The organism is Bifidobacterium sp. M0399, from assembly GCF_016100595.1.
Lineage (GTDB): Bacteria > Actinomycetota > Actinomycetes > Actinomycetales > Bifidobacteriaceae > Bombiscardovia > Bombiscardovia polysaccharolytica.
On sequence record NZ_JACFSD010000002.1, the window covers coordinates 255,061 to 279,829 of the forward strand.

Annotated in this window: 18 protein-coding genes; 12 read left to right on the forward strand and 6 right to left on the reverse strand. The window is 59.8% G+C overall.

Annotation, left to right across the window (positions count from 1 at the left end):
• Positions 1 to 315 precede the first annotated feature (315 nt).
• Positions 316 to 1,323 carry an aldo/keto reductase gene (locus H3V09_RS05720; protein WP_198191314.1) on the forward strand — a complete coding sequence of 336 codons (1,008 nt, stop codon included), beginning with the start codon at positions 316 to 318 and terminating at the stop codon, positions 1,321 to 1,323.
• Positions 1,324 to 1,527: 204 nt separating this feature from the next.
• Here H3V09_RS05720 and H3V09_RS05725 read toward each other — a convergent pair whose 3' ends face one another.
• From H3V09_RS05725 to H3V09_RS05740, 4 genes are all read right to left on the reverse strand, one after another.
• The gene (locus tag H3V09_RS05725) at positions 1,528 to 3,153 is read right to left on the reverse strand and encodes an extracellular solute-binding protein (RefSeq protein ID WP_198199039.1); all 1,626 of its coding nucleotides are present in this window, start codon (positions 3,151 to 3,153) and stop codon (positions 1,528 to 1,530) included.
• A 72-nt stretch (positions 3,154 to 3,225) separates the two neighbouring features.
• The gene (locus tag H3V09_RS05730) at positions 3,226 to 4,155 is read right to left on the reverse strand and encodes a carbohydrate ABC transporter permease (protein WP_198191312.1); all 930 of its coding nucleotides are present in this window, start codon (positions 4,153 to 4,155) and stop codon (positions 3,226 to 3,228) included.
• 18 nt (positions 4,156 to 4,173) lie between these two features.
• The gene (locus H3V09_RS05735) at positions 4,174 to 5,166 is read right to left on the reverse strand and encodes an ABC transporter permease (RefSeq protein ID WP_198191311.1); all 993 of its coding nucleotides are present in this window, start codon (positions 5,164 to 5,166) and stop codon (positions 4,174 to 4,176) included.
• Positions 5,167 to 5,410: 244 nt separating this feature from the next.
• The gene (locus tag H3V09_RS05740; RefSeq protein WP_198191310.1) at positions 5,411 to 6,415 is read right to left on the reverse strand and encodes a LacI family DNA-binding transcriptional regulator; all 1,005 of its coding nucleotides are present in this window, start codon (positions 6,413 to 6,415) and stop codon (positions 5,411 to 5,413) included.
• A gap of 193 nt (positions 6,416 to 6,608) precedes the next feature.
• On the opposite strand from H3V09_RS05740, the gene H3V09_RS05745 reads away from it, so the two are divergent.
• Positions 6,609 to 10,376, forward strand: a complete 3,768-nt coding sequence (locus tag H3V09_RS05745) for a glycosyl hydrolase 115 family protein (protein ID WP_198191309.1) — start codon at positions 6,609 to 6,611, stop codon at positions 10,374 to 10,376.
• A 2-nt stretch (positions 10,377 to 10,378) separates the two neighbouring features.
• Here H3V09_RS05745 and H3V09_RS05750 read toward each other — a convergent pair whose 3' ends face one another.
• Positions 10,379 to 14,290: an LPXTG cell wall anchor domain-containing protein gene (locus H3V09_RS05750; protein WP_198191308.1), complete on the reverse strand. Its 3,912-nt coding sequence runs from the start codon at positions 14,288 to 14,290 to the stop codon at positions 10,379 to 10,381.
• A gap of 157 nt (positions 14,291 to 14,447) precedes the next feature.
• On the opposite strand from H3V09_RS05750, the gene H3V09_RS05755 reads away from it, so the two are divergent.
• The 6 genes from H3V09_RS05755 (at position 14,448) to H3V09_RS05780 (ending at position 17,797) form a co-directional block, all read left to right on the forward strand.
• Positions 14,448 to 14,939, forward strand: a complete 492-nt coding sequence (locus H3V09_RS05755; protein WP_144178316.1) for an inorganic diphosphatase — start codon at positions 14,448 to 14,450, stop codon at positions 14,937 to 14,939.
• 150 nt (positions 14,940 to 15,089) lie between these two features.
• The gene (locus tag H3V09_RS05760; protein WP_045924896.1) at positions 15,090 to 15,536 is read left to right on the forward strand and encodes a DUF3290 family protein; all 447 of its coding nucleotides are present in this window, start codon (positions 15,090 to 15,092) and stop codon (positions 15,534 to 15,536) included.
• Positions 15,537 to 15,539: 3 nt separating this feature from the next.
• The gene (locus tag H3V09_RS05765) at positions 15,540 to 16,184 is read left to right on the forward strand and encodes a DUF421 domain-containing protein (RefSeq protein ID WP_198177229.1); all 645 of its coding nucleotides are present in this window, start codon (positions 15,540 to 15,542) and stop codon (positions 16,182 to 16,184) included.
• A gap of 152 nt (positions 16,185 to 16,336) precedes the next feature.
• A complete protein-coding gene (locus tag H3V09_RS05770) occupies positions 16,337 to 16,654 on the forward strand; it encodes a type II toxin-antitoxin system RelE/ParE family toxin (protein ID WP_198191307.1) in 318 nt (105 codons plus the stop codon).
• A gap of 48 nt (positions 16,655 to 16,702) precedes the next feature.
• Positions 16,703 to 17,017 carry an addiction module antidote protein gene (locus H3V09_RS05775; RefSeq protein WP_232339485.1) on the forward strand — a complete coding sequence of 105 codons (315 nt, stop codon included), beginning with the start codon at positions 16,703 to 16,705 and terminating at the stop codon, positions 17,015 to 17,017.
• Positions 17,018 to 17,233: 216 nt separating this feature from the next.
• Positions 17,234 to 17,797, forward strand: a complete 564-nt coding sequence (locus tag H3V09_RS05780; RefSeq protein WP_198191305.1) for a manganese efflux pump MntP — start codon at positions 17,234 to 17,236, stop codon at positions 17,795 to 17,797.
• A gap of 1 nt (position 17,798) precedes the next feature.
• Here H3V09_RS05780 and H3V09_RS05785 read toward each other — a convergent pair whose 3' ends face one another.
• Positions 17,799 to 18,461: a hypothetical protein gene (locus tag H3V09_RS05785; protein ID WP_198191304.1), complete on the reverse strand. Its 663-nt coding sequence runs from the start codon at positions 18,459 to 18,461 to the stop codon at positions 17,799 to 17,801.
• A gap of 161 nt (positions 18,462 to 18,622) precedes the next feature.
• Between H3V09_RS05785 and H3V09_RS05790 the strand changes: the two genes are divergently transcribed.
• The 4 genes from H3V09_RS05790 to valS all read left to right on the forward strand — a co-directional run bounded on the left by H3V09_RS05790 (position 18,623) and on the right by valS (position 24,491).
• On the forward strand, positions 18,623 to 19,453 hold the full coding sequence (locus H3V09_RS05790) for a winged helix-turn-helix transcriptional regulator (protein WP_198191303.1): 831 nt from the start codon (positions 18,623 to 18,625) through the stop codon (positions 19,451 to 19,453).
• Positions 19,454 to 19,514: 61 nt separating this feature from the next.
• The gene (nth, locus tag H3V09_RS05795; protein WP_144178516.1) at positions 19,515 to 20,162 is read left to right on the forward strand and encodes an endonuclease III; all 648 of its coding nucleotides are present in this window, start codon (positions 19,515 to 19,517) and stop codon (positions 20,160 to 20,162) included.
• A 10-nt stretch (positions 20,163 to 20,172) separates the two neighbouring features.
• The gene (locus H3V09_RS05800; RefSeq protein ID WP_198191302.1) at positions 20,173 to 21,705 is read left to right on the forward strand and encodes an ABC transporter substrate-binding protein; all 1,533 of its coding nucleotides are present in this window, start codon (positions 20,173 to 20,175) and stop codon (positions 21,703 to 21,705) included.
• A gap of 44 nt (positions 21,706 to 21,749) precedes the next feature.
• On the forward strand, positions 21,750 to 24,491 hold the full coding sequence (valS, locus tag H3V09_RS05805) for a valine--tRNA ligase (RefSeq protein ID WP_198191301.1): 2,742 nt from the start codon (positions 21,750 to 21,752) through the stop codon (positions 24,489 to 24,491).
• The last annotated feature ends 278 nt before the right edge of the window (positions 24,492 to 24,769 follow it).

The following is a 24,769-nucleotide window of genomic DNA, read 5'->3' on the forward strand; positions in this document are numbered from 1 at the left end:
ATGACGGAAGCGCAGAGGATCCCAAGGCAGTGTCCACTCGACTTCGCTCGCCCAAAAGGTCATTACACACATTCAACTGGGCAAGTATCAAGCCCAAAGCCCAACCCTTGCCATCAATAATGACTGCATTCACTCACATTCAAGCTCTTTACCTTCTTATACTGCTTGTTACGGTTCATAACAGGTCATCGATAAAAGGCTCAGACGACCTTTTCTCTGTATTTGCTAACTGCCCAAACCAAAGAAGTAGACCTCCACCGACTCGAACTTGCTAGCATGATTGCGTCTGCACCAAGGAAGGCCAAGGGGGCTTAAATGCAGTACACACGACTGGGCGAAACGGGCATCAATATATCGAAGATCTGCGTGGGGTGCATGAGCTTCGGCAAACCAGGCACCATGCATGACTGGACACCGAACGAGGAGGGGACTGACGCGGTCGTTGCGCACGCACTCGATCTGGGCATCACCTTCTTCGATACGGCCAACGGCTACTCTGCTGGAACCAGTGAGGAGTATTTGGGAAAGGCGCTTAGAAAGCATACAAGCCGCGACCGGGTGGTCATTGCATCCAAGGTCTATTTCAATGAGGGGCGCCTTTCGTCCAAGGCCATCCATCGGGAGATCGAGGGGACGCTCAAGCGGCTGGGCACCGACTACCTGGACCTCTATATCATCCACAGATTCGACTATGAAACTCCCATCGAAGAGACCATGGAAGCACTGAACGATCTGGTTCAGGCCGGCAAGGTGCGGGCGCTGGGGGCCTCAGCCATGTATACCAGCCAATTTCAGGACATGCAGAAAGTCGCCCAAGACAACGGTTGGACCCCCTTCAGCGCCATGGAGAACCATTACAACCTGCTCTACCGGGAGGACGAGAAGGACCTGATACCCTTCTGCAAAAAGACGGGTGTCTCGCTCATGCCCTACAGCCCTCTGGCCGCCGGCCATCTGACACGTCCCACCTGGACAGCCGACACTCTGCGCAGCGCCACCGACAAGGTCTCGCGTGGCAAGTACGACCGGGCCGAAGACAACGACCTGGCCATTATCGACCGTGTACAAAAGGTGGCAGAGCGACACAGCGTTCCTATGGCCCGGGTAGCCATTGCCTGGCAGTGGGCCAAAGGTGTCGCTTCACCAATCATCGGCGCCACGAAGGCCCGGCATCTTGACGACGCAGCGGCTGCGCTGGATTTGAAGCTCACCCCTGAGGAGATCGCCTCCATGGAGGAGCCCTACCTGCCGCACGAGACCGTGGGAGCCATCGACAGTAATCCGCCCCAGGGAGTGGTGCTGCTGGACGCTGAGGAGAATTGACACCGTCACCCTTCGCGTCAGAACTTCTGCGGCATATGCTTCGAAGCCGATATCCCCAGCTATACGAAGATTCAGACGTAACGCAGAACTGGCGGCAGTGGGGCCAAACATAAGGCGGGCGGTCCACTAAAGGATCGCCCGCCTCGACCGTTGGATGCTTTTCAAACAAATACGAACAGCCCAATCATTCGCTTGACCAGATGTTTACTTTGCGTAGTACTCGTCATAGGCCTTCTGCTCCAACTTGATGTTCTGGTCCAGATTGGCCTTCTTGAGGGCGTCCAGGTACTGATCCCATTCGGCATCCACTCCCCCCTTGGTGGTCCATTGCGCAAACTTGGTCATGGCCGTATTGAGTATGGTCGTGTTGTTGTTCTGCAAGGTGCTGTTGTCAGCCGAAGAGAATTTGAACCCGCCGGGTAGGATGTCACGCTTGGGATCGACATGGCTGAGGATGGGTTCCAAGGTCTTGACCTGGCTATGGGCCTCCTGCACATCCGCCGGCAGCTCGATCTTCAGGTCCGGGCGAATCCAGTATGGCGAACCATCGGCCAGGGTCTGCGACCACTTCCATGTCGAGGGATCCTTGGTGGAATCTGCAGGCGGCAGAATCTTATAGGACTTCTCACCGATCTTCTGGATATCCTTGCCCATGTCGCCCCAGAACTGCTGAAGAGACACTTCCTGGCCGTAGAGGGCGTTGACCACCTTGAGCACAGCATCCTTGTTCGAAGGTTTGGCTGACATGGCCAAGGCTGATTCATTGTAATCGTACTTGTCTCCTACGTGGTCGTAGACCAGCTCGTCAGGATTCTGATCAGGCTTGGCCTTGAGCGTCGACATGGTCACGTACTGCTTGGCCAGCTGAGCGCCGAACCGATCAGTAGCAGTCCAGCCCCAGGTGAAGCCTACCTTGGCGTTGTCGCCCTGGCCGCGGGCGGTGGATTGCGCCGTGGAGTAATCGTGGGTGAAGGCATCCTTGGCGATGACCCCGTCCTGCCAGAGCCTGTTCATAAACTGCACGACCTGCTTGTACCTGGGATCAGTGAAGAAGGACTTGACCTGACCCTTGTCCACGTAATACCCTTGAGCGCTTCCCAATGATGTTACGATTCCCAGGCTATTAAGAAAGAGTACGGGCTCGTTCTTGCCGAATCCGGCCGGGGAAGGCGAGTAGAAGTCGAAAGGCACCTCGTCAGCCTCGCCATTCCCGTTGGGATCCTGGGTCTTGAAGGCCTTGAGCACATTCTCCAGCTCGTCCCAGGTGGTCGGTACCTGCAATCCCAGCTTGTCCAGCCACTGCTTGTTGATGAATGTGTGGCTGGCATCGGCCGGCATGATCCCCTTGGCCACTGAGGGCAGGATGTATATGGCTCCGTCCTTCATGGTGACCGATCGCTTGGCGGCAGGATCAGTAGTGAACATCTTCTTGACGTTGGGCATCTTGTCCAAGTCCTTGCTCAGATCCTCGAACAGGGTGCTGTAGGTGGCCAGATCGGCCAGAGTAACGCCCTTTAGGATCAGATCCGGCACGTCCCCGGCTGCGAACATGGCCTGTTTCTTCTGATCCCAGTCGGAGCTCGCCTCCTGCCAGTGGATCTCGCAGCCGCATTCCTTCTCAACCTGCTTGGGCCAGGCCATCTTGGACATCTTCTGCGTCAAGGGGTGCTTAGCCACAGCTATGGTGACGATGGGCTTGCCCTCGGCATTGGTTTTGGGCTTGCTTGATGAGCCGCCACACCCTGCCAGCAGCATGGACAGGGCGACTATGCCCGCGCCCACGGCAGCCAAATGGGTGCGAATGCCCCTTGGTTCATGGTTTTTCATCATGTTTCCTTTCTCTCGGCTGATGATTTGTTTGATCACGGCTATGCATTGCTGCAACGACGAAGCAGGGACCGGTCAGCCCTTGATGGCCCCGATCATGACACCTTTGTTGAAGTACTTCTGGATAAATGGATAGATGACCAGCAGGGGCAGGGTAGAAACGATGATGACCCCATACTTGATCTGGTCGGCGTATTCCTGGCCGTATCCAGCCCCGGAAGTGACCCCCGATCCGCCCTGGAAAGCCTGATTCGACAGGAGGATGTCCCTGAGCACTATCTGCAGGGGCTGCTTGTCATAGGTGCGGATGTAGACCAAGCCGGTGAAGAAGTCGTTCCAGTGTCCCACCATGTAATAGAGCCCGATGACCGCAACGATGGCACTGGATAGGGGCAGCACCACGCGAGTGAGATAACGGAACCAGCCCGCGCCGTCGATCTGGGCCGCGTCATGCAGATCCTCGGGAATGCTGGTCTCGAAGAAGGACCGGGCGATGATCAGATTGTAGACGCTGACCACTCCGGGGATGACGAAGACGGCCCAGGAATCCAGCAGGTCCATCTGCTTGTAGAGCAGGTAGGTGGGAATCAGCCCGCCGTTGATGAACATGGTCACAGTGAAGAAGAGCATGATCAGACGGCGACCTCGCAGCTCGCGGCGCGAAAGGGCAAAGGCCGCAGGCATGGTGACCACCAGATTCAGGGCAGTGCCGACAACCGTGTACAACAGGGTGTTCCTGTAGCCATTCCAAATGCGTCCGTCGCCGAGGATCTGCCGGAATCCATACAGGGAGAAACCCTTGGGCAGCCAGTTGACCTGCCCGGTATTGACCATGGTCTGGTCGGAGACCGAGGCGATGATGATGAACCATATGGGGTAGATGATGCTGGCGACCACCGCCAGGAGGAGAATGACGATGACCAGATCGGCAAATCGGTCCTTCCAGCTCTGAGGATGGGTCAGCCGCCGGATACCGCTGCTCTTGATGCCATGGTTGATGCTCATGTCGGCTTCCTTCCGGATTCAGAAAATGCTGGTGTCGGAGATGCGCTTCGAGATTTGATTGGCGGTGACCAGGAAGATCAGATTGATCACCGTATTGAACAGGCCTATAGCCGTCGAGTAGGAGAACTGATTCTGCAAAATGCCGATTTTGTAGGTGTATGTACTGATGACCTCGGAGGCCGGCAGATTCAGAGTATTTTGCATGAGGAAGACCTTCTCGAAGCCCACGTTGAGCACACCTCCCATGTTGAGGATGAGCAGGATGCCGGCAGTAGGCAGGATGGCGGGAATGTCGATGTAGCGGATCAGCTGGAAGCGGCCGGCGCCATCCATTCTGGCCGCCTCATAGAGGGCCGTATCCACAGAGCTCAGAGCCGCCAGATAGATGATTGAATTCCACCCCATATGCTGCCAGACTTCGCTGATCCAGTAGATAGGGGTGAAGGCTGCGGGATCACCCATGAAATTCGGATTGACCACATGCAGGAAAGCCAAAAAACGGGTCAGCAGGCCTGAGGAGGGAGTAAGGAAGAGATTGATCATTGCCACAATGACGACGGTGGAGATGAAGTGGGGCATATAGGTGATGGTCTGCACAAATCCCTTGACCTTGCCGGAATGGATCTGGTTGATGAGCAGGGCCAGAATGATGGGTGCGATGAAACCCATGACCAGGGTCCACAGACTGATGCGGACCGTGTTGATCATCAGTGGCTTGAACATGGGCGAGGCGAAGAACTGACGGAAGTAGTGGAAGCCCACCCATTTGCCACCGGTCAGACCCTTGGTGAAGTCGAAATCGCGGAAGGCCAGCTGGATGCCGTACATGGGGCCGTAACGGAATATGGCCACAAAAACGATGGCAGGAAGCACCATCACCCACAGGGGCCAGCAACGATGCGCATATTCAGCGAAGCTCTCCCGACGGCGCCCACGCCTGTTCGAGGTCTGTTTCCGCCGGAAGCGGGATGATCCGCGCTCTGAGTTCAATGCATCCTTGTGCGAGGTCATGACATGTCCCTTCTTCATCGAGTGGGATGCGCAGGAGCCGAAAGGATCAACCTCGATTGCACTTGAAACCGGACCAGACGACCTGCGGCCCTAATGCCTATCGGCAACTCCGACACTGGTCATGATAAGAAGGAAAGAAAAGTTTGTCAAATGAAAAAGTTTCTTAAGATTAAAGGGCGAAAGACTCGCTTATGGCGGTGAAATTGCGATTGCAGTGATATCCGAAATTGAGCGGCAAACGGCTTTAGAGCGGCATTCTGGTAGAGGCGCGCTGGACCAGCGTGCCCTTGACGCATTCGATACCTTGGTGACCTCGGCCGTCCAGCATATCAGCAAGGCAGCTGGCTGCCCTGGTGCCGATGGCCTTAAGATTCAGGTCGACGCTGGTCAGCGGAGGACGCGAGTTGCCGACAATGACCGACCGATTGTCAACCCCAACCACCGATACCCTATCCGGAACGGCAATATGCCGATCATGCAGGATATCCAGACACCCCCGGGCTATCTCGTCGTTGCCACAAGCCACGCCGTCGAAGTCGATGCCCTCATCCAGCAAGCCAATCATGGTGCGACGTCCGGTCTCTTCGTTCCAGCCCCCATACCGAACTGTACGCACAGCAGCCAGCCCACGGCTATCCAGTTCGGCCATCTCGCCCTTGAGTCGCCTGACCGAGGACTGGAAGGCTGGATCGCCAGCAATCAGCACGATTTTTTTGGATCCACCCTCGACCAGATGCCGTACCATCAGCCGCCCGATATCCTCGTTGTCAGTGATAACCGAGCAGTCATGGGGATCCAGAGACGCCTGATTGGCATAGACAACCGGCACCGGGCAGCTGGTCAGCGCTGGCCGCGGATCGGTACGCCATCCGACCATCAGCAGCCCTTTGACGCCATAGGCCAGCAGATTATCTATATGGTGCTGTTCAAGAGCCGGATCCCTGCCTGCGTTGCAGAGAAAAACCGGAATGGACTCGACTCCGAAGTAACTTTCCGCGCCGATCAGGATGGGCATGGAAAACTGACCGTCCAGGTCCGAAGTGACCAGCCCCACCGACTTTGGCAGGCTGGGAGGTTGGGACTGTTTCTGACGCTCATTGAGCGAAAAGGAGAGCTCCGCCGCGGCCTTGAACACCTTGGCCCTTGTCGGACCGCTGACCTGTGCGCTGTTGCGTAGCGCCTTGGAGGCTGTGGACACCGCAACCCCCGCCTTGGCAGCCACGTCGGCCAGCGTCACTTTCTTGCTCATCGGATCGCCTCCCGGCTCTGCTGGACTGTGAGCGTCTCCAACTATGGTAATGGAGAGAGGCGGCCATCGAGCACTGCCAGCCGCGTTCATCTTTTTGCTTATTGAAAATTTTCCTAATCAGGTGTTAGCCTATGGGTGTCCGAACACAGGCGGCGGAGCATCCGCCTGATCAGCAGACAGTGGGAGCGCCACCATGGTCACCTTGTTTCATCCCCAGCCCGGAACCATCCCAGTGAATGCCGGGTCGGGCGCAGTTCTGGCCGATTCAGGGGTCCAGCCTAATTGGCTGCTTGATCATGGTGAGGATTCGGCCGTGCAAATTGCGGCAAGCAACCTGATGAGGGATTTTGCGACCGTCACGGGCCGGACCCAGAGACCGACCAATCTGATCGACGAGAGCAGCCCGACCATCTGCCTGGGCACCCTGGGCCATTCCAGTTGGATCGACTCGGCTGTCTGCTCCGACCAGCTCGATCTGACCCCGCTCAAGGACCCCCAAGGAGAATATCGATGGGAAGGTTTCACCTTGCAGGTCATCGACGGCACCCTCTATATCGCCGGGACTGATCGGCGCGGAACCGTCTACGGGATCTACGCTCTCAGCCGGGCCATCGGCATCTCACCCTTGCACTGGTGGGGGAACGTGCCGGCACGTCACCATGAACGGATATGCCTGCCCGACGATCTGCGCGTCTTCGACTGGCCCTCGGTCAAATACCGGGGCTTCTTCATCAACGACGAAGAGGAGCTGGACGACTGGGCTCGCCTGCACACTCCCGACGGAACCATCGGGCCGACGACCTACGAAAAAGTCTTTGACCTGATTCTGCGGCTGGGCGGCAACTATCTGTGGCCGGCCATGCACGTCAACGCCTTCAATGCTGATCCGCGTAACGGCAGGCTTGCCCAGAGCATGGGGATTGTCATCGGAAGCAGCCACTGCGACATGCTCCTGCGGAGCAACCAGCATGAGTGGGACCCCTGGGTGGCCTCGCAGGGCACGCATGTGGACTATGACTATTCGTTGCCCGGACACAACCGGGATATGATTCGGCGCTACTGGTCGCAGAGCGTGGACATGAACCGGAACTACGAGGTCACCTGGACCCTGGGCATGCGCGGCATACACGACACAGGCCTGACCACGCGCGCCATCGACGAGGATCCGAACCTGGACCAGGAGGGTCGCCTGCGAGCGCGGGTCGATCTGCTCGGTCGGATCATTCGCGACCAGAGGGACATCCTGCGTCAGCACCTGGGTCGACCTCCACAGGAGGTACCCCAGCTCTTCATTCCCTACAAGGAGGTGCTGCCCCTCTACGACGCGGGCCTGGACCTGCCCGAAGACGTGACCATCATGTGGGTCAATGACAACTACGGGTATATGCGTCGCTTCCCCAATCAGGCCGAACGGACACGCAGCGGAGGCAATGGGGTCTACTACCACAGCTCCTACTGGGCGCCACCGAGGACCAGTTACCGCTGCACCTCATCCACTCCCCTGGCTCTGATGAACGACCAGCTGGGCAAGTGCTGGGATCGGGGCATCCGCCGGGTATGGATAGATAATCTGGGAGCCATCAAGCGCCTGGAGCTGGAGGGATCCTACTTCCTCCACCTGGCCTGGAATGCAGACGAGGATCACCACAGTCTGTCGGCCCGGGACTTCGTGGCCGCCTGGTTCGACCAGACCTTCGCCGACGATCGCGGCTCTGAGGTGGCCGACCTGTGCATGAGCTACTACCGGATCAACAATCAGACCAAAATCGAGCACCTGCACGAGGACTCCTTCACCCAGACAGGTTACGACGACGAGGCCGGCGGCCGCCTTGCAGCCTTACGGGAACTCGCTGAGCGCTCGCACAATCTTGGCAGGAGCATGAAGCCAGAGTTTCGCGAAGCCTATCGATCGCTGGTGGACCTGAAGATCGCCATGGCCTACTACGTGAACGCCCAGTTCTACCATGCGGACCGCAGCCGCCTTGAGGCCGCCAGAAGCGCCTTGCCAGCCGCCGACAGGCAGATGAAGATCTCCCATCTCTTCCAGGGGATGATCCGGGCTCTGCTCCATTGGTACAACAAGGAGCTGGCACAAGGCGGTTGGGACGGCATCCTCACTCCCAACAGGTTCCCTCCTCCCACGCTGCCTCAGTACCCGGCTTGCAGGCCGGTGAGGGTTCAACCAAACCAGGGACTGATCCTGACGCCACAGGGAGCACAGGAGGGCGTCATAGTCCCGGGCGATGGCAATCACGCCAAGCTGGTCTTCGATCCCTATGGCATCACCGACCGTTGGATTGACCTGGACCTTATGGGAAGCCCTGCACAGGAAGTGTGCATCAGCGCCGATCAGGACTGGATCCGTCTGCCAGTGGAACGACGAATTGTCAGGGATGAATGGCGAATCCATGTCCAGGTCGAAAACGCCTCAACACATGCGGGTCGCCAGGGTACTCTAACCATCATCACCCGTCCCAGCAAGCCGGAGACAACTGAAAAAGCCTGGTCTACCCCGATCAGGGTCGATGTTCTAGTAGGCGAGAATCCTGGCCTCAGACAAGGATTCACCGGCTACGTCGAGGCGGATGGCCACATCAGCATGGATCCCTCACGCGGACGCGTCAACCCCGACCTCACTCAGGCCACCGCTTGGCTAGCGACGCAAGACCTGGGACGTTTTGGCCCAAGCCTGATGCAGACCAAGGGCTGGAGCGACCCGGAAGCAGGAAGCGGGGCCTGTCTGAGTCTGGACTTCTGGCTGAAGACTCCCGGCCGCCATCGTCTGGAGGTTCACCGGCTGCCCACTCTAAACTCACGTGGGCGAATTCGCCTGCGTGTCAGCCTGGATGGCGACCAGGGCGAAATCCTGGAATCTTCCACCACTGACGAGTTCCGTGGCAACTGGCAGGAGACCATCGTATACAACGCCGAACAGCTGGCCATGATCCTGCCCTATTTGAAGGCCGGACCCCACCGGCTGCAGCTGATCGCCGTGGACGACTCCTTCGGCATCGACAAAGTCGTGATCAACACCGGCCGGGAACGGCCCAGCCGACTGGGACCGGCCTTCAGTACCTGGGTGACAGGTAGACAGCCCTCCAAACAGACCGACAACCGGAGCTCTCACACATTTCATAAAGACAAGGCTCAGACCGGCAATCAGATTACGGACCATCAGCCAACGCCCACGGCCGAGGTCTTGGACCGCCCCTTACGGAACCTGGCCATCAGTGATTACGGAATCGATCCGGACCACACCCCGGAAGAACCTGTACCCTACTTCGATCAGGACTACTGGCTTCACGGCGGTTTGTATACACGGCCGAAGCTGGTCTGGCCTGCCGGGCATCAGCATGAGCAGAAGCTCAGCCAGGACAATGACGCCAACAAGACCCCAGAGCATATCTACCTTGAGCCCGCCGACTGCCTAAGACAGGACGAAAACGCCTGGCTGTCACAGAATGGTCCACAGAATGGCAGGCGTCGGAAGGGCTGCTGGGTCCCTACCAACGCCCCCATTCACAGGGGCCGGGGCCTGGCCATGCGGACCGAGCCAAGGCAACAGCTCTGGCCCAAACCCGGCCGAGCTCCCGGCATAAACCTGGCCTTCCAGGTTGACAGGCCAGGCAACTACCGGATCTGGCTCCTAGCCCAGTTCGCCTCCGACCTGGAGGACTCCTGCCATGTGATCTTGGACGGCGACCCGCTGGCCCCGGACGACATCTTCCCCCGAGGGGGAAGACTGATGACCTTCGCCACGGAGCATGTCTGGGGATGGTCGGAGATGGCCGCCGTCCACCTGACCGGCGGTCGGCACGTGCTGACCTTGGAGCCGGAACGGGCCGGCATGCGCATCGCACGTGTCTACCTGTCCTGCGATGGATCACGGCCTCCCTTGGATGAGCAGTGGCCCAGCGAGAAAGACGACAGACCAGGGGACACGCATGGGCTGGACGTGTGAAATCAGCGGTCACTGCCGCCCCTACGGCCCTTGGACGCCCGCCTGACCAGGCCGAAGAGGAGCGAGCCAGTCATGACTGCCGCTGCAACGATGGCCAGAGGAAGAGCTACAGCTGCCCCTGTTCCGGGCAATGCTTCCCCAAGGGCGTTCCAATCGTCGCTATTGGAACGGACAGCCCGATCCGAACACAGCAGACGGCCGTCGACCATCACGCCCCGGGAATCAGGCCGTACAGAAGCCTTGCCGGCATCTTCCCGCTCAGGAAGGGTCGCATCCTCTTCTACCGGACAGGGCACCAGGGGACTGCCGATCACCCTGGCCCTGTCGGTGTGCCGACCTGATATGCCCGTCACCGTGGCATGCACGGCTACAGACTGGCCAGGTCGTAGCATCAGGGTCGACCAGTTGTCGGGATAGCGAATCCCAGTCACCCGCCCCTGACCAACGACTGTCTGATCCTCCAAACGCAGTTGCCGGGCGGGGAAGATGGCTCCGGTCCCATCGCCGGGATCGCGAGGAGAATCATTGGTGATCCGGAAGACAATGGGGACATCATCATGAGTTCGAAGGGCCTGTTCCGGCTGATCCCGATCACCCTTGGGCAAACCGCCGGCCTGATCAAACTTCTCGATATGCAGTGCCGGGGTCATATCGGGCGTTCTGGTCCAGACCGTGTTGGAGACCATGGTCTTGTCCTGATAGAACTCAGTAAATCGGTTCTCATGACGTTCAACTTTCTTCAGCCGTCTACATTGCAGGTAGGCCCTCCAGCCGACCGGGCGGTCGCCTGAAGCGCTGACCAATGCCAGATATCGCGGTGTAGCCTCCACTTTGACCAGACCTGCCGGGTCTGCGGTCATCGTGAACAAGGGACCGCCATGAATATCTGCGGACATATCCGAACCAGCCATAATCCGTCCATGATGAATCAGGATGCGCCCATTCTCGTAGAGATCCTGGTTGGCGTAGACGGCCCAATGGCCGGTGAACCGGTCCACAGAGGGGTCCAGCCGATCCTCGATCCGCCAGGTTTTCACCTGCGGATAGGCCCGTCCGGCCGGCAGCAGACTTGAGTCCAGACGATAGAGGAAGAGCCGGCCACGGTAGAGACTGCTGCTGTGAGCGCTGTCCCCGCCCACGTCCACTACCACATCCTTGGCGGGATTGAGCGGTTTGACCGGATTAGCGACCACATTGGTGGCTTTGCGCATGTCGTTGACTATCTGAGTCGCCTGGTTGCGCACCACGTGACCAGGCTCTGCACGGATGACCGTGTAAGGCAGGACCAGATCGTAGGTGCGCCCCAGCAAGCCTTGGTCAATGGCCGGCTCCCTGAGGGGACTATGGCCTCGGGCAGCGGCATAGGCAGCCAGATCGGGAGGCTGAGGATCTCCTTTGAGGGTCGCACCTGTGGCCGGAACATAGGTGTCCACAGTTTTGGCGAAGACCAGAACCATACCGTTTCTTACCTGGATATTGAAAGCCTTGGTGTAATCGCGGCCGTCGGAGCCCAGGACCTCAATGCTCTTGGGATCGATATCCAGATGCCGAGCGTCGTAGGCATCCGTCATGCCCAGCCGCCAGACCGGGTAGGCGGTGTCTTTACGGCGGGCGTCCAGACTAATTCGATAAACTCCCCGGTCACCCACAAAGAGCACCTTGCCGTCGATGCTGATGCCCGGATCATGCGCGCTGACATCGCTCTTTGAGGGATGGAAGTCAGCTGGTGGATTGCTCACTTGGTTGGAGGGGGTCAGTGAATTGTTCAGCGTCAGCAACCACTGATTGCCCACCCGATGATCCCTTGGAGCCTTGGGATCAACCCTGCCCTCAAAGCGCAGGCGGATTCTGGGTTTGCCCCCGGCCCGCCACTTGCTGATACGGGCGGGGTTGGTAATGGCCACCCGCAAACTGTGGTCCTTGTCCTTCCACTTTGTGGCGTATCCGGTCTTGGCGATGATATCGCCGCTCTGCAGGTCAGTAACCTCAAGGGTCTGCTTGTCGGGCACAAACCAGCGGTCATACACATCCGTCAGGATGATTGATTTGACAGGATAGGCCAGATTGTCGGGCAGGCTGGGCTGGGTATCCAACTGATATTCCAGTCGCTGACCGGGGAAGACCCCCTTGCCGTCAACGCTGGCCTGCTCCCCGCCCTGACCAGCCTCGGAGATTACATCCTTGCGTACCGGAGGCAGGTATCCGCAAATGCCTGGCTTGTTGGTCTCCACACTCTGCGTGTTGACTGTCTGGGAACCCGAGTTGGTCAGAGGCTCGCCTTGGCTGCCATGGCCATCAGGAGCCCGGCAAAAGGTCAGCTCCTGGTCAGGTGCTCCACCCATATCCTTGCGGACCTTGGCTGCGCCGCCGCCGTTGGCAAAGCGGACCGTGAAGGGAACCAGCATGGTGACCTGCATAGGGTCCTCCATCCCCTTTAAGCCGTTCAGCCATCCGCTTTTGGCTTGTGCCCGCGCTCGTGTGCCGGTCACGCTGATCTCGAAACGGTCGGTCACATCCCTGCCCTTGGCAGCAATGTCCTCGATGCTGCTGCGGCGGTAGTGCCCGTCTGCATCCGCCTTGGCCTTGGCAACGAAGACGCGAATGGCCCGAGCCCCGTCCTGATCGACCAGATAGTCAGCAGCGCTCCAGTCGTCAGTCAGGGCGAAAACCTTGGGTGCCTCAATCAGATGGGCTTCGACAGTGGCGTTGACCACCGACCCCACTCGATCCCCATCCAGAAAGGCATGCCCGTCGGCCCCAGTTCCGTTACTCCACTGCGGGTCTATGACGCTCTTCCACACCCCCGTAGTCGTATCTCGCAGGATCCAGGATTTGTCGGGCCTGGGCTTCCATGTGGGTGTACGACGTTCCGGAGTCGACTGGTCAATCTGCCGGGCGGCGCCCTTCCAGTGGACTCCTCCCTGGTCCAGAATCACCCCGGTCTCTGGCCGCTCGACAGTCACATCCAGCTGCCACACCCAGCGGTGTTTCTGCGGCAGAGCACCGCCCTTCCAGGTTGCTGTGGCCCGGCCACCAGGCGGCCTAGCTCCTTCGGCGGTGTTGAAAATGAATTTGTCAGTCAAATCTTCACCGCTGGTCTGGTCCCTGACATGCTGGCCGCTTATACGGTACTGCTTGCCCTGAGGATTAAAGACATCGCTAAAAGTCAGTTCTCGCCCGCCGTGACCGGTTTCAGTGACGATACGGGTGCGATTGGTCATCCCATCCGCGCTTGTTCCACGATCTACTTCCTTGTCAGGGGGATCCGGCGGCAGATCTGCCGGCTTGGGCTCGTAGTCGTTGAGCATGATCACCACCAGGGAAATGTCATTCTCGTTGCCTGCATACTCGTCAGCAAATTTGTCCAGACTGTCCTCGGGCTGATCCCAGAATGGGTCGCCGGTTCGGTAGGTCACCCCGCGGTTGCTAAAGGTGCTGTTGGCCACCTGGCTTCGCCAGTTATCCATCCAAAGCTTGTGAATAGCCACACAGATCCCGTCAAAGATACGTTGGGATCCCCGATAGCCAGCAACCACTCCCACGCCGGTTACCCGGCAGTGGCCCTGTCCGGATTGGTCTGCATGGGCCTGGTTAAAGCGCGCCTGACAGTTGCCGTTAGCCTCATCCAGAGCCTGACGCTTGACCCGGGCCGTAGTGGCATTGCCCCCATCCACCACACCCATCTGGGACAACGCCCTGTCTATGCTGCCTATCTCATAACCGCCAAAAGCGCCCTGGTCGTCATCCTTGTAGGCCCAACCCTGCCAAATCCGGACATTTTCGCCGCCGGGGGGCACAGGTCCGCCACCGGCATGACCCGATCCTCCGCCAGCCACGGCAGGAGCCGCCGGACCGGCAAGGGTCGCCAAGGCAACCAGAGCCGCCAAGAGGCTGACCCGTCTATGCTTGTTCATACTCGTCCTCACTCTTCGCCCGCTCCATGCCTTGAGTATGAGCGACTGCCGGGCGTACAGGTGCGTGAGCGGGAGATTGTGGTCGAATGTGCCGCGGGACGGTTATGCTGTGTATAACACATACCTATGCTGTCCAGACCGAGAAGGAGACAGGACAATGGCAGAGACATTCGACGTGTTGGTCGAGATCCCCCGGGGCTCCCGCAACAAGTATGAGATGGACCACGATAGCGGCCATATCAGGCTGGACCGCACCCTCTTCACCTCTATGGGCTACCCCGACGACTACGGCTACATCGACGGCACCCTGGGCGAGGACGGCGATCCCTTGGATGCTCTGGTCATGATCCCCGATTCGGTCTTCCCGGGCTGCATCGTCGAATGCCGCGCCGTGGGTCTCTACCACATGGTCGACGAGGCCGGCGGGGATGACAAGGTCCTCTGCGTGCCTGCTGATGCCCGCTACGATGCCATCAAGGACATCGACGACGTCTCCGACTTCCACAAGCAGGAAATCAAGCACTTCTTCGAGCAGTACAAGGCTCTGGAACCAGGCAAGGAGGTCATGCCTGGCGACTACTGGACCAACGCCGAGGCTGCTGAGACCCAGATCAAGGCTGCACGCGAGCGCCTGGCCGCCCAGCACTGACCTCTCAAGGCCGACCAGTCGACACAATCACCCCGGCAAGGGCCCAATCGAGCGCCCGAACCGGGGTTTTGCATGCCCAAATCCTCCCAAAACGCGTCTGGCCGTCTACGATTGCCAATTGCGGGTGCGCGCGCAAGGGCAGGAGCGGCTATGACTTTCTATACGTACCAATACCTCAAGGGCGGTCAGACCAACTGGACCATGATCAGGATCATCGTGGTCGTCGTTCTGGCCCTGGCCTTTCTCTTCTTCCTGTTCATGTACTCCCGCCACCGTTGGAACCACAAGTACAAGGATCTGTCCATCATCCTGGCAACCCTGCTCCTGTTGGCGGCGGCCATCCAGTACAGCGACTACACCAATCTGCGCACAGCCAGCCTGCAGAGCGGACAGCTGACCACGGTCATCGACAAATCCGCCGCCAAGCTCAAGGTCGATCCTGAGCAGATCAGCATCAACGACACCTCGCGCAACAACGACATGATCATCAAGACCCCCAAGGGCTACTACACCCTGGTATTCAACAGTTCAGGCTCCGAATTCCTGTTGCAGCGCGCCGACCTGTACCACCCAGACATCACCGTGATCGGAGAGTGACCCATGGATATCAATTTCTACGTCAACGTGGCCCTGAAGCTGATTGTCGGGCTGCTCTTCATCACCCTGCTCATCAATGTGACCGGCAAGGGGAACCTGGCGCCCACCTCGCCCATGGACCAATTGCAGAACTACGTCCTGGGCGGCATCATCGGCGGGGTCATCTACAGCGACAGCATCTCCATGGCCCAGTACATTGTCATCCTGCTGATATGGGCGGCACTGATCCTCATCACTAGGTATGCCAAGACCCACATCCACGCGGTAGGCAAGTACATCGACGGCGAACCGGTCACCATCATCAAGAACGGCAAACTGCTGGTCCAAAACTGTCTCAAGGTCAACCTGACGGCCAAGGAGGTGGACTTCAAGCTACGCACCAAGGGCATCAACGACATACGCGACGTCAAGCGGGGCATCGTCGAACAGAACGGCGGCCTGACCATCATCTCCGAGGGCGACAAGGACGTGCGCTATCCGGTGGTCATGGACGGACGGGTCAATCCCGACGTTCTTGACACCATGGGACGGGACGAGGACTGGCTCGACGAGCAGCTGGCCAAGCAGGGCATACACAAGGTCAGCGATGTGTACATGGCACGCTTCCAGAACGGCGAGTTCTACGCCGTCACCTACCAGGACCAGTAAGACCAGCAATACTCGAAAACCGGCAACGGAATCCGTTAGTCACCCGACATCTAGATGTCATGAGCAATTGCTCTAATGTCTACTGCAGTGTACACTTTTCTTGTGGGGAATGGGACGCATCTTCTCGAAAATAAGGGAGGGGAAGCGGCACCATGCCCCTGTCCATCATTGAAGTACTGGAGACTGAGGAATTCAGCCGGTGGATTGATGAAATGAAAGACACCCAGTCGGCAGTACGTATCCTGCACCGATGGGAACAAGTAAAGCTATCCGGGCACCTGTCAGGGGATTGGAAGACTTTGGGAGAAGGCGTATTCGAAATGCGTTTTCACTATGGTCCTGGTTACCGCACCTACTTTGGCCTGAAGAACAGACAGGTCGTGTTACTGCTTTGCGGCGGCAGCAAGGCTCATCAGAAGAGGGACATAGACCATGCAAAACATCTGTGGAAGTCATATCTGGAAAGCTGATGTCAGCCAACGGGCAAGGAAACGGACCACATTAAGGACAGGGTTGTGATGGTGTTGAAGATCAGGAAATTTCATGCAGGCGACCATATACATAGCGAGCAGGCGGCCGTCACCTACCTGCAGGTTGCCATGGAGGAGGCCGACAAGGCCGAAAACCCTCGGCAAGGAGCTGCCATCATCGCAAATGCACTCGGCGAGGTAGCGCGAGCGCAGAGGCATATGAGCGCCATCGCCTCGGATGCCGACCGATCCCGTTCGGGCATCTACAAGGCCCTGAGTAATCAGGGGGATCCGGCGCTGAGCACGGTCATCAGCGCCATCCACGCAGCGGGAGGCAGCCTGACAGTGACTATGGCTCACTAATGGGCCTATCCGATAGCCTGTCATGCTTGATTCTCCAGCGCTGACAGGTAAAATCTATGTCCATATTGTTATGGCGTAGCATGTGAACGGCATTCAACGAATTCAAAGCCGACTCGAATCGGCAGTTCCGCGCTCGACGCTCCCGAGGCGTAGGCGGGTTTGAGGAGACCTGGTCGAGGCCCATCCCACCGGGGATGAACCCTTTCGAGGAATGCCGTGTTCTTAAGATTGTTGTTTATCGCTTTAGGTGTATCTTCTGACGCTTTTGCCGTCTCCATCAGCAAGGGACTGTCCGTGGACCGACTGCGGGCCCGCCATCATTGGCTGGTCGGACTTTGGTTCGGTGGATTCCAGACTCTGTTGCCCCTGCTTGGCTACTTCGCAGCCTCCATGCTGCAGGACTCCCTGGCCGCTGTGGATCACTGGATTATCTTCGGCATTCTGTCGGCCATCGGGGTCAACATGATCCGCGAGGGCGTCTACGGCAAGGAAGAAGGAGCGAACGGCGAAGAGGGCTTCTCTTGGCGGCAAATGCTTCCTGCAGCCATAGCCACCAGCATCGACTCATTCGGCGTGGGCGCGGGCCTGGCCCTGCTGGGCATCAACATCTGGCTGTCCGCACTGGTCATCGGGTTGGTGACGGCTGCGGTCTCCATAGCGGGATTGCGCATCGGATACGTTGTCGGTTCCCGCTGGCGCAAGCCGGCCAGAATCGCCGGCGGCATCATTTTGATAGTCATGGGCATCCAGATCCTTCTGGATCACCTGATGAACGCCTAGCTCAGATCGTCGTCTGGAGGACGAGTGCCGCCAGTACCACGATGGCTCCGGACAGAAGCACCGACATCAGCGCCAGACCAATGGCCCCGTGCCGATCAGCTGCTTCTTTGGCCCAGCGATAGCCTGCGGCGATGAGCCCGATCAGCAGCAGCAAGGCCACCAACCCCACCAGAATCGGCATCAGGTCAGGTTGCAGGTCTCTGATCAGCTCTGGCAGGAAGACCCATCCCGAGGCGGCGACAGCAGTGACCCCGCCCATGGCTGTTGCAGAAATGCCCCGGATGACCATCCGCCTGTCCCGACGCAGCATCTGCCGAACGAACATGAATACGGCCAGGAGGGCAAGCAGGAACGCCGCAGTTGACAGCCAGACCCTGAAGGCGTCAGACCCCTGCACGACCAAGGCCGGAACCAGGCAGACCAAGGTCAGCAAACCGAACATGGCTCGGTCTGGGCCGGGGCGAATACCCCGACCCACCAAGGGCCAAGAAGCCAGCAGGGCCAAGGCCAGCATCAGAACCAGGACGGCCTGCACCCATCGGGCGACCCGAGGCGCGGCCAGCAAGCCCGCCGCCACGCCTGGCAGGATCAGCGCCGCCAGGGCCAGCAGCTGCGTCAGGGCGGGCGCGCGCCCATCCCGGGTTTCTTTTACGGTCTGCGCCATGGGTCCTCCTGCCTGTCCCCATCGGGGAGCCATACGTCACATCCTAGGGCAAGGCCATCCTGTGAACTCGAAGCCCTGTGACGGGCCGATTGTACAATGATGACGACTGTTCAACGAATCCACCCCTCTATGGACGAACGGACAGGGAAGAAGGTACCCCCGTGACGGATCTGACCTTGATGACCTGCGCCGAGGACCCGGCATCGGTTCTGCCAGCCTTGGCCCTGCTCTCCCATCGGGTGCGCGTTCTGCCTTTGGACGCCGCCTCCCTGGTAAGAATGCCCGAGGACACAGTGCTGCTGATCGATGCCAGCGACGACCTGGCCGAGGCCAAGACCCTCTGCAACCTGACCCGGGCCTCAGGTCTGTCCACGCCCATCATCCTGGTTCTGAGCGAGGGCGGCTTCACCGTGGTCAATGCCAGCTGGGGCGTGGCCGACGTCATCATTCAGTCCGCATCCCCCGCAGAGGTCGAAGCCCGGCTGCGTCTGGTCTGCCAACGCGTGACCCCGATACGCAAGCCGGATGCTCAGCCCGAAGAGGCTGAGGACCAGGTGCCCACTGGTCAGGTCCGCTCGGGCGATCTGGTTGTGGACACCGAAAGCTACACAGCCCGAATCCACGGTCGTCCCATCAACCTGGCCTACAAGGAGTTCGAGCTGCTCAAATACCTGGTTCAGCATCCCGGCAGGGTCTTCACCAGGGCACAGCTCCTCCAGGAGGTCTGGGGCTATGACTACTACGGCGGCACCAGGACGGTTGATGTGCATGTGCGGCGGCTCAGGGCCAAGCTGGGCAGCGAGTACGAGCACCTGATCGGCACGGTCCGCAATGTGGGCTACCGGTTCGACCCGCCCTCGTCAGCACGGACGACCTCAGCCCCCAAGCCCGAGCCGGATGTCGGGGCCAACCCAGATCCAGCCGAACAAGAGGACAACCAGTCAGAACAATCCCAGGACTCCAAGAAGAAGAAAACCGATCATAGTGACTGATGCATCATCAAATCGAAAGCGTCCCCAAGGCAGGGAAAGCAAGGCCCACCGCCTGGCCCGCATGCACGAGGAGTACCGCATCCTCTGCCAGGTCTTTCCCGAGGCGGTCTGCGCCCTGCACTTTCACAACCCCTTCGAACTGCTGGTGGCCACTGTCCTGAGCGCCCAAACCACCGATAAGCGGGTAAACTCGGTGACCCCTGAACTCTTCGAGCGCTACCCCGATCCCGCAGCCATGGCCCAGGCCCAGCCGAACGAACTGGAGGCCATAATCCACCCGGTGGGCTTCTACCACGCCAAGGCCCGCCACCTGCTGGGGCTCTCTCAGATGCTGACCGAAGACTACAACGGCAAGGTCCCCCAGACCATGGAGGAACTGACCAGTCTGCCCGGCGTGGGACGCAAGACCGCCAATGTAGTCCTCGGCAATGCCTTCAACATCCCTGGATTCCCGGTGGACACCCACGTCACCCGGGTCACCGGCCGTCTGCGCTGGCGGACCGACTGGCGCAGCACCCACCCCGATCCAGTGAAGATCGAACATGAGATCTGCGACTGTTTCCCGCCCGAGGACTGGACCAATCTGTCGCACAGGCTGATCCTCCACGGCCGAGCCACCTGCCACGCCCGCAAGCCAGACTGCCTCCACTGCCCCTTGGCCGAAACATGTCCCAGTGCCGAACTCCTGGCCGGACCGGCCTCTCGATAGGATCAAAACCATGGCACGCGGCAGACACACACAAATCAGATCCGGGATCATCTTTCTTCTGGTACTGGCGGTCCTGACTGCGGGCACCTATATAGCCTGGCCGCTGGTGACAGGTCAGGGAAGCTGGCAGCTGCCCTGGGCCCAGGGGAGCTCGGACCAGATCGTGCGCATTCGAGCCCGCCAGGCCCCCGTCTCCCTTGACATCCGCACCGAACCCGGATTCGCCACAGACCAGGCCTTGATGGGCAACGTCTACCAGACTCTGACCAGGCCCGACGCCAAAGGCCGGCCGACGCCCGGCCTGGCCCAGAACTGGGAGGTCTCCGCAAACGGGCTGCTCTACACCTTTCATCTGCGCAATGACGCCCACTTCGCCGACGGACGCCGCCTGACCTCGGAGGATGCCCTCTGGTCCCTGCAGCAGATCATCGACCACCAGTACCAGGGCCATCGGGACCTAGACGGACTGGCCAGGGTCACCAACCCCGATGATGCCACACTGGTAATCGGCCTGAAGAGCCCGAACGCCAGGCTGCTGACCGCACTGAGCGGTCGGGCGGGCATAGTCTACGACCGCCGGGCCCGGGTCAACTATTCCACTCGATCAGCTGGCTCAGGCCCCTACCAGGTGGATGACTGGCAGCCGGGTACCAGCCTGACCCTGACCGCCAGCAAGTCCTACCAAGGCCCGGACAAGGCCACCATCCACAAGGTGATCTTCAGCTATACCGGCAGCCCGCAAGAGACCATCAAGAATCTGGACCAGGGACGCCTGGACGCTGTAGTGGACATGGATCCCGCCACCGCCAAACAGGCCGGCAAGGCGCCGACTGCCACGCCCAGCACAAACAATGTGGTCCTGGCCTTCAACAACGAGGCATCCAGCCTGCTATCCGACCAGCATGTGCGCGAGGCCGTCCGCTATGCCGTGGACCGCCAGGCGCTGGCCGACCTGGAAGGCGGCGGAGCCAAAGTATTGGGCGGGCCGCTCAACCCGTTGAGCCCCGGCTATGATCCCGGTCTGCAGGCTTTCCCCTTCGACCGCATCCAGGCGGCCCGTCGAAACTCCTACTACGCCCCGTCCTACTATCACGGCGGTCTGCGCCTGGTCTACCCCCAGGAATTCGGCAGCCAAGCGGGCGATCTAATCAGCACGCAGCTGAAGGCGGTGGGCATCCCCAGCCAGGTCTCCATGGTGGACCAGGCTGCATTCCGCGACCAGGTGCTCAACCGCCACGACTATGACATGACCCTGCTGGTCATGGACAATGATGAAATCGACCGCTTCGCCGACCCCGAATCCACCATGCACTTCGACAACGTCGATATTCAGAATTCCTGGAAGCAGGTGACGGACTGCACCGACCAGAACACCTATGCCGAGCGACTGAAGGACTTTGCCCGACAGGTCAGCGACCTCTCCCCCAGCGACTGGCTGTATCAGCGTACGCCCCTGGTCCTCACCGCCCCCCGCCTGCAGGGCATGCCCAGCTCTCTGGTGGACCGCTACCTGCCCCTGTGGAACCTGCGCATCCAGGGGTGAAAAGGCCGGTGCCCCTTGTCACTGTTCGTCCATAAAATGCTGGTATGTCTGCTGAAAACCAAGGAATCGTCAATGCCCATCTGACCCCCCTGCCCGACAGGGTGGGCGTGGATGGCCTGGAGGAAAAGTGGTGCCGCGACTGGGATGAGTCCGGCGTCTACCGCTTCCGCAACACCCGCGAGCGCTCCGGTGTCTACTCCATCGACACCCCGCCGCCCACGGTCTCGGGGCATCTGCATGTGGGACACGTCTTCTCGTACACCCATACCGACGTGATCGCCCGGTTCAAGCGGATGCAGGGCTACGACGTCTTCTACCCCATGGGCTGGGACGACAACGGTCTGCCCACCGAGCGGCGGGTCCAGAACTATTACGGGGTCCGCGTGGACACCTCGCTCAAGTACGATCCGGACTTCAAGCCCCCCTTCCACGGGACCAAGGGCAAGAAGATCAGCGCCAAGGACCAGGTGCCCGTCTCCCGGCAGAACTTCATCGAACTATGCGAGGAACTGACCGCCGAGGACGAGAAGCTCTTCGAGCAGCTCTGGCGATCGCTGGGCTTGTCGGTGGACTGGTCGCAGACCTACCACACCATCGGCGAGCATCCCCGCCGGGTGGCACAGAAGGCTTTCCTGCGGAATCTGGCCCGGGGCGAGGCTTACCAGAAAGAGGCCCCCGGGCTCTGGGACGTGACCTTCCAGACCGCCGTGGCACAGGCCGAGCTGGAGTCGCGCGAATATGACGGCTTCTATCACCGTGTGGCCTTCCGGTTTGCGGACGGCACGCCAATTTACATCGAGACCACCAGGCCTGAGCTGCTGGCGGCCTGCGGCGCCCTGATCGCCCATCCGGACGACAAGCGCTACCAGAAGTACTTCGGGCAGAAGGTCTACTCTCCCCTGTTTAAAGTGGAGGTGCCCATCCTGGCCCACCCCGCCGCAGAGATGGACAAGGGCGCCGGCATTGCCATGTGTTGCACCTTCGGCGACGTGACCGACGTGCAGTGGTGGCGGGATCTGAACCTGCCCACCAGGTCCATCATCCAGCGCAATGGACGAATCGTCATGGATGTGCCGGACTGGATCACCGATGAAGGCGGACGGCGAATCTTCGAGCAGACCGAAGGCAAGACCACCTTCTCAGCCCGCAAGATCATCGTGGATGCCCTGCGCGAGTCCGGCGACCTGGACGGCGAACCCAAGCCCACCAAGCGCATGACCAACTTCTACGAGAAGGGCGACAAACCCCTGGAGATCGTCACCTCCCGCCAGTGGTACCTGCGCAATGGCGGCACCGACCAAAAACTCAACAAGGAGCTGCTGGAACGTGGCAAGGAGCTCAACTTCCATCCGGACTTCATGCGGGTACGCTACAACAACTGGGTCGAGGGACTTAACGGCGACTGGCTGATCTCCCGCCAGCGCTTCTTCGGAGTCCCCTTCCCCCTCTGGTACCCGGTCAAGGAAAACGGCGAGACCGACTACGCCCATCCCATCACCCCGGCCGAGGACAGGCTCCCCATCGACCCCAGCAGCGATGTGCCTGAGGGCTTCGAGGAGTCCCAGCGCGACCAGCCTGGCGGCTTCACGGCCGAGAAAGACATCATGGACACCTGGGCCACCAGCTCCCTGACGCCTCAGATCGTGACCCACTGGGCCGAGCCGGGCGAACAGGACCAGGCCCTCTTCAAGGCGACCTTCCCCATGGACCTGCGCCCGCAGGGCCAGGACATCATCCGCACCTGGCTCTTCAGCTCCATGGACCGCGCCCATCTGGAGAACGGCTGCCTGCCCTGGAGCGACACCACCCTGTCGGGGTGGATTCTGGACCCGGACCACAAGAAGATGAGCAAGTCCAAGGGCAATGTGGTGGTACCCGACGAACCCATCAAGAAGTATGGCGCTGACGCTGTGCGCTACTGGGCATCCTGCGCCCGGCTGGGCCTGGATGCCACCTACGATGAAGGACAGATGAAGATCGGCCGCCGCCTGGCCGTCAAACTCCTCAACGCCGTCAAGTTCGCCCTGGCCATCGGACGTGAGGATGAGAACCATAAGGTCACTCAGGCAGCGGAGGCCACTTGGGACCCGGCTGATGTGACGGTCCCGCTGGATCGCGCGGTCCTGGCCGGCCTTGCCCAGGTGATCGACCAGGCCACCAAGGCCCTGGAATCCTACGAGCACTCCAAGGCATTGGAGGTGACCGAATCCTTCTTCTGGGACTTCTGCGACAACTACATCGAGCTGGCCAAGAACCGGGCCTACGGGACCGCGGATGCCACCGGCAGGACCCCTGACGAAGCACAGGTGCTGAGCGCCCGCACAACCCTGGGACTGGTCCTGGACGCTCTCGATCGTCTCCTGGCTCCCTTCCTGCCCTTCGCCACCGAGGAGGCTTGGCAGTGGATGCATCAAGGGGACGGATCGGTTCACAGGGCCTCCTGGCCACGTTCAGAATCCTACCGTGCAGCTGCCCAGGGCCAGGATCCGGATCTTTTGGCCTGGGCAGGCACGGCCTTGGCCGCACTGCGGCGAATCAAGTCCGAGGCCAAGGTCTCCATGAAGACCCCCATCCTCTCCGCCTCCTTGAGCGTGGCGCCGGAGGGCCTGGAAGCCGTGAAGGCCGCCTTGGACGACATAGCCGAAGCGGGCAGGGTCACCGGAGATCTGGATCTGGTCGAGGAGACCGACCAGCCCGAGGCCAAGGGTGCCGGCGAGGATGAAGCGGGCATCCGGGTAACCACCAGCCAGCTGGGCGAGCCTCCGGCCAAGAAGCCTCGTAAGTAGGTTTCATTCCCGATGGTAACCGAGGCGGTTCGGCCATAGGCACCACCCCGGTTGCCATCGGTTTGCACTCGTAACAAGGCCGTTACAGTGCAACTAGCGTTACAGCCTGAAGGCCGGACGAACAATCGTCACCCATGCAAAAGCAGTACCAATCAGCATTCACGCAGTTTTGCAATCGAAAGCATGCCTGTTACGAGCTGCTCAGACCGAATTTGCCTGTGGAACAGCTTGATCACAACACTCTGCACCTTGCGAAGATTGTAATGCTAAAGTGGAGT

Bases quoted from the DNA above. Each gene is read 5' to 3' on its own strand.
- H3V09_RS05720 (WP_198191314.1), top strand. From the start codon at position 316: ATGCAGTACACACGACTGGGCGAAACGGGCATCAATATATCGAAGATC.
- H3V09_RS05725 (WP_198199039.1), bottom strand. From the start codon at position 3,153: ATGATGAAAAACCATGAACCAAGGGGCATTCGCACCCATTTGGCTGCC.
- H3V09_RS05730 (WP_198191312.1), bottom strand. From the start codon at position 4,155: ATGAGCATCAACCATGGCATCAAGAGCAGCGGTATCCGGCGGCTGACC.
- H3V09_RS05735 (WP_198191311.1), bottom strand. From the start codon at position 5,166: ATGACCTCGCACAAGGATGCATTGAACTCAGAGCGCGGATCATCCCGC.
- H3V09_RS05740 (WP_198191310.1), bottom strand. From the start codon at position 6,415: ATGAGCAAGAAAGTGACGCTGGCCGACGTGGCTGCCAAGGCGGGGGTT.
- H3V09_RS05745 (WP_198191309.1), top strand. From the start codon at position 6,609: ATGGTCACCTTGTTTCATCCCCAGCCCGGAACCATCCCAGTGAATGCC.
- H3V09_RS05750 (WP_198191308.1), bottom strand. From the start codon at position 14,290: ATGAACAAGCATAGACGGGTCAGCCTCTTGGCGGCTCTGGTTGCCTTG.
- H3V09_RS05755 (WP_144178316.1), top strand. From the start codon at position 14,448: ATGGCAGAGACATTCGACGTGTTGGTCGAGATCCCCCGGGGCTCCCGC.
- H3V09_RS05760 (WP_045924896.1), top strand. From the start codon at position 15,090: ATGACTTTCTATACGTACCAATACCTCAAGGGCGGTCAGACCAACTGG.
- H3V09_RS05765 (WP_198177229.1), top strand. From the start codon at position 15,540: ATGGATATCAATTTCTACGTCAACGTGGCCCTGAAGCTGATTGTCGGG.
- H3V09_RS05770 (WP_198191307.1), top strand. From the start codon at position 16,337: ATGCCCCTGTCCATCATTGAAGTACTGGAGACTGAGGAATTCAGCCGG.
- H3V09_RS05775 (WP_232339485.1), top strand. From the start codon at position 16,703: ATGGTGTTGAAGATCAGGAAATTTCATGCAGGCGACCATATACATAGC.
- H3V09_RS05785 (WP_198191304.1), bottom strand. From the start codon at position 18,461: ATGGCGCAGACCGTAAAAGAAACCCGGGATGGGCGCGCGCCCGCCCTG.
- nth (WP_144178516.1), top strand. From the start codon at position 19,515: ATGCACGAGGAGTACCGCATCCTCTGCCAGGTCTTTCCCGAGGCGGTC.
- H3V09_RS05800 (WP_198191302.1), top strand. From the start codon at position 20,173: ATGGCACGCGGCAGACACACACAAATCAGATCCGGGATCATCTTTCTT.
- valS (WP_198191301.1), top strand. From the start codon at position 21,750: ATGTCTGCTGAAAACCAAGGAATCGTCAATGCCCATCTGACCCCCCTG.